Annotated in this window: 15 protein-coding genes and 3 pseudogenes; 11 read left to right on the forward strand and 7 right to left on the reverse strand. The window is 29.8% G+C overall.

Translation table 11 applies throughout. The features are described 5' to 3' along the window. The first annotated feature begins 134 nt into the window (after positions 1 to 134). The gene (locus OCHUTO_RS06650) at positions 135 to 302 is read left to right on the forward strand and encodes a hypothetical protein (RefSeq protein WP_232297001.1); all 168 of its coding nucleotides are present in this window, start codon (positions 135 to 137) and stop codon (positions 300 to 302) included. 658 nt (positions 303 to 960) lie between these two features. Here OCHUTO_RS06650 and OCHUTO_RS06855 read toward each other — a convergent pair. Both OCHUTO_RS06855 and xseA read right to left on the reverse strand, forming a co-directional pair. Beyond that, complete coding sequence (locus OCHUTO_RS06855) at positions 961 to 1089, reverse strand: hypothetical protein (protein ID WP_269745492.1); 129 nt, start codon at positions 1087 to 1089, stop codon at positions 961 to 963. A 50-nt stretch (positions 1090 to 1139) separates the two neighbouring features. Further along, a pseudogene (gene xseA / locus OCHUTO_RS04300) lies at positions 1140 to 2515 on the reverse strand (exodeoxyribonuclease VII large subunit). Between the two features lie 299 nt (positions 2516 to 2814). Here xseA and rplU point away from each other — a divergent pair. Both rplU and rpmA read left to right on the forward strand, forming a co-directional pair. After that, a complete protein-coding gene (gene rplU / locus OCHUTO_RS04305; protein WP_045797570.1) occupies positions 2815 to 3135 on the forward strand; it encodes a 50S ribosomal protein L21 in 321 nt (106 codons plus the stop codon). A gap of 56 nt (positions 3136 to 3191) precedes the next feature. Further along, positions 3192 to 3461 carry a 50S ribosomal protein L27 gene (gene rpmA, locus OCHUTO_RS04310; protein ID WP_045797571.1) on the forward strand — a complete coding sequence of 90 codons (270 nt, stop codon included), beginning with the start codon at positions 3192 to 3194 and terminating at the stop codon, positions 3459 to 3461. On the opposite strand, the gene OCHUTO_RS07155 is transcribed toward rpmA, so the two are convergent. Both OCHUTO_RS07155 and OCHUTO_RS04315 read right to left on the reverse strand, forming a co-directional pair. Further along, positions 3348 to 3653 (reverse strand): Rpn family recombination-promoting nuclease/putative transposase, encoded by a 306-nt coding sequence (locus OCHUTO_RS07155; RefSeq protein ID WP_370664247.1) that lies wholly within the window; start codon positions 3651 to 3653, stop codon positions 3348 to 3350. The genes rpmA and OCHUTO_RS07155 overlap by 114 nt on opposite strands. Positions 3654 to 3704: 51 nt before the next feature. Beyond that, complete coding sequence (locus tag OCHUTO_RS04315) at positions 3705 to 3899, reverse strand: hypothetical protein (RefSeq protein ID WP_045797572.1); 195 nt, start codon at positions 3897 to 3899, stop codon at positions 3705 to 3707. Between the two features lie 298 nt (positions 3900 to 4197). Between OCHUTO_RS04315 and OCHUTO_RS06075 the strand changes: the two genes are divergently transcribed. After that, entirely contained in the window at positions 4198 to 4347 is a 150-nt protein-coding gene (locus tag OCHUTO_RS06075; protein WP_198139669.1) for a hypothetical protein, read from the forward strand. Here OCHUTO_RS06075 and OCHUTO_RS04320 read toward each other — a convergent pair. After that, positions 4313 to 4816 (reverse strand): DUF7146 domain-containing protein, encoded by a 504-nt coding sequence (locus OCHUTO_RS04320; protein ID WP_045797573.1) that lies wholly within the window; start codon positions 4814 to 4816, stop codon positions 4313 to 4315. The genes OCHUTO_RS06075 and OCHUTO_RS04320 overlap by 35 nt on opposite strands. A 61-nt stretch (positions 4817 to 4877) precedes the next feature. Next, positions 4878 to 5120 (reverse strand): hypothetical protein, encoded by a 243-nt coding sequence (locus tag OCHUTO_RS04325; RefSeq protein ID WP_045797574.1) that lies wholly within the window; start codon positions 5118 to 5120, stop codon positions 4878 to 4880. A 635-nt stretch (positions 5121 to 5755) separates the two neighbouring features. Between OCHUTO_RS04325 and OCHUTO_RS04330 the strand changes: the two genes are divergently transcribed. The 4 genes from OCHUTO_RS04330 (at position 5756) to OCHUTO_RS04340 (ending at position 9288) form a co-directional block, all read left to right on the forward strand. Beyond that, positions 5756 to 7159, forward strand: a complete 1404-nt coding sequence (locus OCHUTO_RS04330; protein ID WP_052694655.1) for an RAP domain-containing protein — start codon at positions 5756 to 5758, stop codon at positions 7157 to 7159. A gap of 19 nt (positions 7160 to 7178) precedes the next feature. Then, positions 7179 to 7310 carry a hypothetical protein gene (locus OCHUTO_RS06860; RefSeq protein ID WP_269745493.1) on the forward strand — a complete coding sequence of 44 codons (132 nt, stop codon included), beginning with the start codon at positions 7179 to 7181 and terminating at the stop codon, positions 7308 to 7310. A 318-nt stretch (positions 7311 to 7628) separates the two neighbouring features. Beyond that, complete coding sequence (locus tag OCHUTO_RS04335; RefSeq protein ID WP_156961307.1) at positions 7629 to 8066, forward strand: hypothetical protein; 438 nt, start codon at positions 7629 to 7631, stop codon at positions 8064 to 8066. Then, the gene (locus OCHUTO_RS04340; protein ID WP_045797576.1) at positions 8050 to 9288 is read left to right on the forward strand and encodes a hypothetical protein; all 1239 of its coding nucleotides are present in this window, start codon (positions 8050 to 8052) and stop codon (positions 9286 to 9288) included. The genes OCHUTO_RS04335 and OCHUTO_RS04340 overlap by 17 nt, the downstream gene beginning before the upstream one ends. Positions 9289 to 9359: 71 nt before the next feature. Here OCHUTO_RS04340 and OCHUTO_RS06950 read toward each other — a convergent pair. Continuing rightward, positions 9360 to 9624 (reverse strand): annotated as a pseudogene (locus OCHUTO_RS06950) (MobA/MobL family protein); the annotation flags it as partial. A 273-nt stretch (positions 9625 to 9897) separates the two neighbouring features. Between OCHUTO_RS06950 and OCHUTO_RS05530 the strand changes: the two are divergent. The 3 genes and pseudogenes from OCHUTO_RS05530 to OCHUTO_RS04355 all read left to right on the forward strand — a co-directional run bounded on the left by OCHUTO_RS05530 (position 9898) and on the right by OCHUTO_RS04355 (position 11564). Next, positions 9898 to 10336: pseudogene (locus OCHUTO_RS05530) on the forward strand (conjugal transfer protein TraD). A gap of 62 nt (positions 10337 to 10398) precedes the next feature. Beyond that, positions 10399 to 10533, forward strand: a complete 135-nt coding sequence (locus OCHUTO_RS06865; protein WP_269745494.1) for a hypothetical protein — start codon at positions 10399 to 10401, stop codon at positions 10531 to 10533. Between the two features lie 95 nt (positions 10534 to 10628). Then, entirely contained in the window at positions 10629 to 11564 is a 936-nt protein-coding gene (locus tag OCHUTO_RS04355) for a tetratricopeptide repeat protein (protein ID WP_052694656.1), read from the forward strand. Positions 11565 to 11582 lie beyond the last annotated feature (18 nt).

Genomic DNA, 11582 nt, shown 5'->3' on the forward strand with positions numbered 1-11582 from the left:
TAGAATCTAAAAGTAAATGGGTACTACAAATGGATAGTAGTAAAAGCGGACATTTAGAGTATCCATATAGAGCATAGCATAAAATTTGTCAAAAGGCCAGCATAGAAAATTTAAGAATACACGACCTAAGAAGGATATTTGCAACTTGGATGGCAGATGATGGTGCAGGTCAGTATTTAATGCGTGCAGTATTGAATCATGGTAGTATAAAATCAACGAGTATTTATGCTAGAGTTAGTTTAGAATCAGTTCGGCAGTATATGTCTAAAGTTACACAAATGATGAATGAATGTACTGACTGATAATAAGAGTACAATGCACGTTAATGTAACCTGCGCAGGTGCTATCTGCATTTGAAATATTTAGCTAATTTAAATATTAGTAGAATAAGTTTTCTCATGCGGCAATTATAGCTGCAGGTGATTTATGCAAAGATCATCTTCTTTATCAGATAAATATGAATGCTCGATTGTTGCTTTTTTTAATTTTAAACAGTAAATCTTTTTTTTAATTTAACTTCTTGCTAAAAAGTGCTTGTAATCCTAGTAATATATTGTTTTCCTTATTAGGTTGAGGATTAATCTTTTTTTTCATAACAACTTTACAAGTTTTCTCAAGCTCTTTTGCTTTGTTGTATAGCATTAAACAGAATTACTGCTTTTAGACTGTTTGTCTAAGTTCTCTAAGAAAATTTTCTTGCTAATTTATGTTGACTGCTATTACTTGTATAGTACGATTTATAATATAATTTTGTAATATAATATGTGTGCTTGCGATGCAGGGGATATTGTTTATTACTTTTGTAAAAAGTCCCCTCCTTGATCATGTAACTCTGCATTAGCAGAAATTGATAAAGTATTTTTTATTATTGAGAACGCTAGTACCATATCAGGTAATAAATTTAATCCAGATTTAGCTACTTGAATATTATAACTGCAAATTTGTGGATCTTTTATATAGCTATATAAATATATGTGTTAACAAGTAAATATATTTCCAACCTAATTCTGTTTGTAATTTCTTATTTTCATCTATACCAGTAGAAGTATTAAAATCTAGTATCCCCATGTTTAATACATTCTTCTGCATTTTCTTTTTTATAATTATTTTGAATAAATTTATAATTTATATGCTCAATTCTAATACTTAAGAATCAATTGTAGCTTGCGATACTCCATCTTGGATTGTATTTTTATTTTGTCATTACCATTAAGCTGTTGAAAAGAAGATATTACTGGCCCTTCTATTGATCTTACAATAGCAAATCCCCTTTTAAGTACTTTTGAATAATCCATATTATTTAAAAGAGAATCTAATAAATAAACTTTACTATTTAAGTTACTAAACAGTCTCTTTATAAGTTGATGTAATTTATTATTAATATTTTCAAGTTTGAGTATATATAATTGTACTAATGTAGTAGGATCTATTAGTATATTACTTTGTAAAATTTGTTTTTTAAGTTCTTCAAGTTGAGATATTTTAGTATCAAATCGAAATACAAGTTCATCAAACCTTTGGTAGTTTAAATCTACTATTGTTTCTAGTTTCTTTATCACATTACTATAATTTTGTAGTAATATAATACTACATTTTAGATAATTATAAGTAGCACATTTGATTTTGCTTATTGCATTATTTAAACAAGCTTTTACATCAGATAAAACTGGCACTACCATCTCAGCAGCCGCTGATGGTGTTGGAGCCCTTAGATCAGCTGCAAAATCTGCAAGCGTAAAATCTACTTCATGACCAATTGCTGATACTATTGGAATAGCTGAATTAGCTATAGCTCTAACAACAATTTCTTCATTAAAGGACCATAAGTCTTCAACTGATCCACCGCCTCTAGCTATAATAATAACTTCAGGTGCTAAATTATGTTGATCAGTTGATATGCTATTAAATCCTTGAATAGCAGTTACTACTTCATTAGCAGAATTGCTACCCTGTACTGTTACTGGCCATATCAGCAGCTTACTAGGAAATCGATCTTTAACTCGATGTGCAATATCTCTGATCACAGCTCCAGAGATAGATGTTATCACTCCAATAATCACTGGAAATGATGGCAACTTTCTTTTTCTAGAACTGTCAAACAACCCTTCCTTCATTAATTTTTCTTTACGTTGAAAAAATATTTGCATTAGTGATCCTACCCCAGCAATACAAAAACTTTCAATTATTAATTGATATCTGGATTGCCCAGAATAAGTAGTAAGTCTTCCAGTTGTTATAATCTCTATTCCATCTTCTATCTTAATAGCAATAAGATCTAGAGTTTTTTTCCAACAAATGCATTCAAAATTGCCTTATCGTCTTTTAAGCTAAAATAGCTATGACCTGAAGCAGCAATTTTTAATCCAGAAACCTCTCCACGTACTTTTACAATGCCAAACTGATGTTCAATAGCTGATTTTATATATAATGAAAGCTCATTAACAGTATATTCCTTAGTATTTGATTCATTAGTTAGATAGTTAATATCAAAACTGCTTGTATTTTTTGCATGCATAATTTTGGAATTTTAGTATAACATATGCTTTATTCTACACTAGAAATTTTGATTTTCTTATAAAAATATGCTACTTGAATTTAACAATTATAATTTATCAATTCTTAAATACATTCAATTAAAATTTTGCTATACCTAATAGTACTAATTAGTTTATGTATCTTAATATTTCTAACTTTAAATTATGTAACAGTGTTATTAAGTACAATTTTTTACTATATTTTTAATACTGTTTACAATTGACTTTAAGGATATAACATTATATCTTGTGGTGTTAAGATTATAAGTTAGGTGTTTCAATGTTTGCAGTTATTAAAACAGGTAGTAAGCAGTACAAAGTTGCAAAAGATAACATAATTAAAATAGAGAAAATTGATGGCGCACCAGGCTCAACTATTGAATTTAAGCAAGTTTTAATGATTGGAGAATATAGTAAGCCTTCTTTCATTGGAGCTCCTATTGTTAATGGAGCTGTTGTTACAGCTAAAATATTAGATCAACTATCTAGTTCAAAAGTTATAGTTTTTAAGAAAAAACGAAGAAAAAATTATCGTAAAAAAAGTGGACATAAGCAAGAGCTCACACAAGTTAAAATTATAGATATTTCTAAGAGTATCTAAAATATACTAAAAATAAAAGCTATAATTAATAAATAATAATTGATAAGGAAAGTTATATGGCAACGAAAAAAGCTGGTGGTAGTTCAAAGAATGGTCGTGATTCTGCTGGTAGGAGGTTAGGGATAAAAAAGTCTGATGGGCAGTTTGTAAAAGCTGGTAATATTATCGTTAGACAGAGAGGCACAAAATTTCATCCAGGAAAAAATGTAGGGTTAGGCAAGGATCACACTATTTTTTCCTTGACTACAGGAAAAGTAAAATTTTTTCGAAAAAAAAATAACAGAGTTTTTATTTCTGTAGTAGTTGATGATTCTATTGCCGCATAGGTATAATTTAATATACCTCTGGTAATCGAAAGTAGAATATCGCACATGCTGCGATGTAGATCTGCTTAGACAAATGAGTTTTTTTTCGATTGTTACAGTGTTTAAATCAACTAAGTAGATAACTCTGCTTGGTAAATAATCTTTCAGATAATCCAAAGCTGCTATCGGATCAGTCATAAGATGCTTAAAAATGCATCATGTTTTAAATTTTTGAACATCTAATTAATAAATTCATTGGTAAATTTAGCCACTATGGCTTATAGTTTTGAATATTACTTCGTCGATAGCACATTTTCCTTCTATTTTTGATTGTTTTAGGCTTAGCGCATTTTCAATATCTTTTGTTATAATAGTTACAGGGGAATCATCTAAATTCTGAATTGTAGCAAATGAACCGTTAATTTTACCAACAATTTTTTCTTGAATTTTATTACACATGTTAGAGTCTAAATATAATACTTGTGCACTGTAATTTCATCCTTTTCATTTCTTACAAAAACAGTTAGTGCATAAGAATTTGCTTGAGTTTCCTTCATGCCAAATCACTCTTAGATTAGAACTATCAAAGGCTTTTGAATTATAAATTCCTGTATGATTTTCCAGATATTTATTTGCCGTTATTACTGCTACATTTGCTTCATCCTTTTGATTATGGTAGTACAGAGGAGATGATCTTTCTTATAAATCTTTAACTTGAGTAGGTTTTATTGCTGATTCATTTTGAATTAGTTTAACTATGAAATCACCTTCTTGTAGTAGCATCATCACATTCGCTCCTTTTTTTTCCAAGCTTTTTACAGCCTTATTAACAGTATTAATGGTTATTGAATTTTGTCCATCATTATCTGCAGCTATGATGATTTTTTCTCCTGCAATAGGTTCTTAAAATTATGTACATCAACACCAGCTATAATTTTTCCATCAATTGGTTTAAGGCTTAGAGCGGTTTCAACTCCTTCTGTTATAATTGTTATAGGTGGATTACTTGGATTCCATTGACTAATTCTAACAAACGAACCACTAATTTTACCAAAAGCTCTGCTTTTACCAAAAGCTCTGCTAGGCACTGAAATATCTGCTTTATCGCCTGTTTTTGAATTTAAATACATAACTTGTGCACCTGTAACTTCACCTTTAGCATTTCTTAAAAAAGCTGTAAATGCTGGATAATTTTCTTGAGTATCTGTATTCAAGACTATGCTTGCTCTTAAGTCAGAATTCATTGCAAAACAATCGATCCCTCTATGTGTTTCAAGATATTTTTTTACGATTTGAACTTCAGTACTCTTGCTAAAATATAATGGTATAGACTGATTATAAAAGTATTGAACTTTTCGAATTTTTAAATAGCTCATCTTTTTGAGCAACTTCTTGAGTGGTTGTTTGTTAATAATCCAGTAGAATAAGTTGATATTCCTACCATGCTCTGCAGGTATTCCTTAGCTTTAACAAAATCACTTCTCTTCTTGCTAAATCACAACCTTCACCACTGCTGAAGTCATACCATCTTCCTGCATACTGAACCACTAGTATTGCAGACAATTTTTCCGCTCTTCCCCAAACATAGCTCTTTGGATAAATATAGATTTGGTTCTCTATAAGAAGATCACGAACTATGTTTTCAGCTTGATTTGCTATTCTAGCTCTTAAATCACACATGTCTTCGATTACTTAAAACCTTTTCTCTCGCTTGTTATTTTTGCAATTTCATGGTATAATTTATATTATTAGGTAGTTGTTATTTGCCCTTAGATTGCGGGTAGTTTTTATTTTTTAACAATACCTGAGGTTTTGGCTTTTTGCATGCCTTATATGCATCATGGGCTACTCTTTTTGGATAGCTCATCTTCTAACTTTATGAGCTGCCTTTATTTCATGGGTTTGCATATTATCATATTGATAATGTTTGTTATTTATAAAAATCTATTCTCTAGGTTATAAGGCTGTTCAGTTGCTTTCCTTATTTCAGCTAATGGTTCTGGTTTTTTATCATAGTGATAGTACTTCATTTGTATGAAATCTGTCTCCTATATCTGCGATTACAAACTTAAACCAATCACAATTCCACCTAAAACTACTTTCTTGCCTAAAACTCTGCAGCGGTGTTCAAATTCATGCTTTGATCTTTACTTAATTAATAAATTAAGCTATTGGTTCAAAAGAGAAACAAGCTGGAAGAATTTTGGCCACTAAATACCAGCAGATGCAGCAGTTACACTTCAACATAAGTTAAGTAGAGTTTTCAAAACACTTTATTAACAAATTACTATTAGTGTGTTAAATATTATGCAAATATGAACTTGGTATCTGGAGTTGAAAATATGTATCGTAGACCTAATCCACAACAGTCTAATATTCAGTCAATGAATAGCATTCAGCTATGTCAAAAACTTAAAGATAGAAATATATCTTCTGAAGTTATAAAAGAGATTCACGATAGAGCCTTATTTTTATTGCAAACTAATGATCCAAGATATTCAAGATATAAATTTGATGCTAGAGGTTTGTCAACAATTTTAAACCAACTTGTAAAATCAAGAAAATATAATATAAGTGCTGAATTTTTGAATGCATGGACAAATCAAGCTATTGCCTTAATCGATGAATTTGTTCCTCAAAGTTTATCTAATTCTATATGGGCATTAGGGCATTTAGAAATTAAGCCATCAGAGCCATTCATTAAGGCTTGGATGCATCAGGCTACTAATATAATGTGCAGCTTTAACTCTCAAAACTTATCTAATTCTATATGGGCATTAGGGCATTTAGAAATTAAGCCATCAGAGCCATTCATTAAGGCTTGGATGCATCAGGCTACTAATATAATGTGCAGCTTTAACTCTCAAAACTTATCTAATTCTGTATGGGCATTAGAGCATTTAGAAATTAAGCCATCAGAACCATTCATTAAGGCTTGGATGCATCAGACTACTAATATAATGTGCAGCTTTAACTCTCAAAGTTTAGCTAATTCTATATGGGCATTAGAGCATTTAGAAATTAAGCCATCAGAACCATTCATTAAGGCTTGGATGCATCAGGCTACTAATATAATTGAACACTTTAATGCTCAAGAATTAGCTAATTCTATTTATGCAATATGCGCATTAAAGATTCTATGCAACTCTAATATTCAAATACCACAGCCATTCATTGATTCTATTAATAGTTCTATTATACAACAGCTATGCAATGAGAATATTAGTCAAATTTTGAGGGCACACTATTACTTTAGTAAAAAAACTACAGGTATATTAACTGCAAAAAATCGGCAGCTTCTTGAACAGAAGTTTAAAGCTACTTTAAATCCTTCTCGTATTTCAAATTTACAACTAAATGTACTGAAAGTAGTCCAAAAAGTACTCGCATCATATACTGTAAAAAGTGAGTACTATATAAAATATGCCACTTCTAACGTTGATATCTTTATTAAAGACAGAAATACAATAATTCAAGTAGATGGACCATCTCATTATAAGGACAATAATATCCCTAATATTTCAACAAAGATTAATACAAAATTATTGCAAAGTCACGGATATATAGTACATAGAATTCCATATTGGATTTGGGATACATTAATAACAACTGCTGCTCAAGAAGATTATATACGTGGTTTAATAAGTATAGATCAATATATTGCCACAGTAGAACAAGATGATATATTTTTTGATGCACATGAGGATGTATACAATTGAATCCTCTGCTAGTCTAGAAATGCAACAAGAAGATGATATATTCTATGATGCATTTGAAGATATTCCAAATGAATCAACAGATGTATCTGATGCTGAAATGAAAGTATTGGGAAATGTAGATCTGTCTTGTTTTGATACACGTGGTGTTTAATTTTTTTTATTACAATTCTCTCAGTTTTGGATAATGAGGAACTGCTTTCATCAGGGATAGTCCAGCTATGTTAAAAATATCAGTTCTTAAAAAGAAGTTGCCTAATGTTTAATATAATCCCAAGATTGTGTCTTAAGTAAATATATTTATTAATTTTAAATAAGATAGGGTCATTGTGATCTTTTTTATTCTTAACTACTAATTTAGTAGTTAAGAAAATATTAAAATATTTTAATTTCTACTAGACATAATTAGCTATATAATTTATATCTAGTAAGTAATTTATTAACTAAATAAATATAGATGGAGGTAAATATTATGAAACCTAAAGGTGGTTTTAAATTCAAATCTTCTAATTGTAAGCTTGATAGTAACTTCAAATTTAAGAGTAATGGTTCGCCTGACTTATTTTCTAAGATATACAAGGGTTATATAAATGAAATTGAGCGTAAAGTTTATCATGCAAAAAAGTATGTCTATAAAAACAAGTTCTTATATGAATTATCACAGAAGATAAAAGGGCATGGTAGTGATACTAATGACATGATTGAATTTTTAGAAGAAAATCAATCACTTTTGAAAAGCTACTTTGGCAAACAAGGAGATGATATTAACAGTAATTACGATTATATTTGCATAATAACAAAGGCAGAGCATACCAACATGCAGATAGCTTTTCAAGAAAAAATAATAGCAGAACTGGGAGTTTTAAGTGTTATCTTGATGAAACAATATAGTTGTGACGTATACACGTGATCTTACTATTTGTGTAGCAATAGTTCAATATTTAGGTCATTATGTCCTTTATAGTGTACGTGATGTACTTCCAGATATTACAAATAATGATCAGTTTCGTAGTAATTTACCACTAGACCTTTTCAATGGCACTATGAATGGTATTTATGTAGATTACGGAAGGTCTATTACTCTTAACTATTCTGTAGCAAACTATCCAAGAAGCTATAGTTTATTTGTAAATATTATAAGTGTTAATTATTCCCTAATAACGGAGCAAAAAATTCTTCAGTTGCTATCTCTTCCTAGTGCAGCTGTGTCCTCAATTTTACAGCCCAATGCTGATCAAGTCAGTGCAAAAAATTCTTTAATATCACGCTTTTCTTATAGTACATCTATAAATGTTATTGGTTGTTATACAAATCCAGAGATTCATAATTTTTCATCAAAGCATCTAACACGTGTGAGCAAATTATCATCATTTGGTAGTTATAAAGATCAAGCAAATTTTAAATTGCTATCAGCAATACATGGACCAGTATTATCAACCTTAAAAAATTTTCTTACTACCTCAGATCTAAAGGTAGAGCTATCTCCTGAGAATCAATTAATATTTACAGAATTTTTTTCTATTTTTGCTTGCGAAGTACAACGTAACTTAGCTACTGTACTAACATTACCAATGTGTTTTGAGTTATATAATCACTTTTTAAATAAAAAGTATGACTCTGGAAATTTTAAACGGTATCCTAAAGCTCACCTGCCACAAGAATTGCTAATGCTAATATTTCAGGACTATTTTCCTATGTCTGCACCAAATGCAGTTTCTGCAAGTATTGGCTTAACTAGAAATATGAATCAGGTTATATCAGACATATTCATTGATGAAGTCAATATAGCAGAAAAGCATCAACATCTATATACTCTATGCTCAGGAACTACTGAAACTGATGGATGGTCAGGGCGTACTTATATTATTATACTCCAATCATTAATAAAAGATTGGTTGCGTTATATTCATGACATAGATATTTCAGATCTCGATCAATTTTGTGGAGGAGAAAAAATAGCTGATAATTTTTTAAAATACTGTAAGGAATTGTTACAAGAATGGTATAGCATAGAAATTACAGATGATGAGGATATTAACAATGATGATCAGCAATTCCAAGCATTAACAGAAGCATTTGCCAATTTATGTGGAGATATGATATATCTTAGTGATGAACAACATAAAAGCTAAGAAATAAGCTTTATATCATAAATATTAAACTAGGCCTTATTAGCTAGCATAAAGAAGTATAATATTCGTTCAACTGTGAATACAATATCATTCAACAACTTGCTATTTCTTCTTGTTTCAGTACGTTTCATTCATTAATGTTTGTACATTCGTAAATTTTTGATTTACATAAGTTGGTAGCAGCACTGTATGGTATACGTTATCTTTCTTGCGAGAAAAATTATAACTTGTATTTGTTTGTTCGTTTTTAACAAAAATTCGTGCATTATACGCTGCTTTACAACAACTATCTCCTCCTTTGCTTCTACTTAAAAATCTTGCAAACTGTATCGCCATTTCAATCATCACCTGACTTTCACAGTAACATGAATTTTTTAATTTTGCCAGTACATTTTTTTCAAGAAATCAGCTAATGAGTACTTTTGCGGTAAACTTTTAAGTTTACGTATTGTGTATAAGCTTATCTTACAATGAAGCTTCTAACTGGAACTCTTGTTTTTACTGTATTTTTTTGATGTTGGTTTGGTAGGTTCGGTATGATTTCCTTTACTGGAATTTTATTTTGATATATTCTGGCCTGATTTTTTTTTATCTTTCTTCATTACTAACATGGTAAATCTTATGCAGCATAGTCTTCAGCAAAAAAAAGCTAAAATTATAATGAAAGAACTTAATCTAAAAGATAAAGAGCGTAGAATGCGCACTAGACATCTTATAGAAATTGGTGGTTTAGCTGTTAAAGCTAAAATAAATAGATCATTTACCTACTAACACTCTATTTGGTGCTTTTGTCTATCTAAAGGATACTTTAACACAACATCCAACTGTTCAAGATCATTGGACTAAAATTGGTAAGAATATTTTTGATAAGGAGCAAAAAAACAAAGCCACCGTGATTTTATTTCTCTGAACCAGATGAAGACACTAAGCGCCACATTAGAATGCATGGCTTAAATCTCTACCGTAATGAATGGAATGGCCATGTCAAAGCACTCCTTAAAAGCGCGGCCTACTCCATGTTCAATATGAGCTTGAGCTTGTATCTTAGATTTTAAAAGTATTTATCAAATCAGAAGTTTTATACATACAAATTATTAGTGATAGAAAATAATGAAAAAAATACAGAATCTCGATAAGTTTTCTGATATTATTAAAATAATGCTGAAAGAGAAATTTGATGATAACACATTCAATTCAGAAATTATCATAGCGGTGATAGTAGCTAATCGAAAATTTAAGGGGTGATTAATAATCATATAAAATTTATAACCAGTATTATTAAGCAGCTATTACATCAAAACAATCAGTTCTTAATAATATAATTTAATCAGGATAAAGATATGCTAGCAGAAAAGTATTTTAATAAGGGAAATTCATTTTTTAAATCAAGAAAATATCAAGAAGCAATTAAAAATTATGATTTAGCTATTGGATATAAATCAGATTACCCAGAGGCTTATAATAATAAAGGAGTTGCTTTAGGCAAATCATGCCATTATCAAGAAGCAATAGAAAGTTTTAATTTAGCTATCATATCCAAAATAAATTATGTAGAGGCTTATTATAATAAGGGAGTTGCTTTAAGCGATTTAGGCCAATATCAAGAGGCAATAGAAAGTTTTAATTTAGCTATTAGATATAAATCAGATTATGCAGATGCTTATAATAATAAGGGAGTTGCTTTAAGCAAATTAGGCCAATATCAAGAAGCAATAGAAAGTTTTAATTTAGCTATCATATCCAAAATAAATTATGTAGAGGCTTATTATAATAAGGGAGTTGCTTTAAGCGATTTAGGCCAATATCAAGAGGCAATTAAAAATTACGATACAGCTATTAAATACAACCCAAATGAGGCAGAGGCACATAATAATAAAGGAGTTGCTTTGTGCAAATTAGGACATTATCAGGAAGCAATAGAAAATTTTGATTTAGCTATCATATCCAAAATAAATTATCCAGAGGCTTATAATAATAGAGGAGCTTCTTTAAACGAATTAGGACATTATCAGAAAGCAATAGAAAATTTTGATTTAGCTATCATATGCAAACTAAATTATGCAGAGGCACATAATAATAAAGGAGTTGCTTTGTGCAAATTAGGACATTATCAAGAAGCAATAGAAAGTTTTGATTTAGCTATCATATCCAAAATAAATTATGTAGAGGCTTATAATAATAAAGAAATTGCTTTGGAGGAATTAGGACAACATCAAGAATCAGCAGATTCTGATCATAATGAAGAAGTTGTCTTAGACACATTAGGCTCAAATTAAAGTATATAGGATCTAGTT

Source organism: Orientia chuto str. Dubai (assembly GCF_000964595.1).
GTDB classification, from domain to species: Bacteria; Pseudomonadota; Alphaproteobacteria; order Rickettsiales; family Rickettsiaceae; genus Orientia; species Orientia mediorientalis.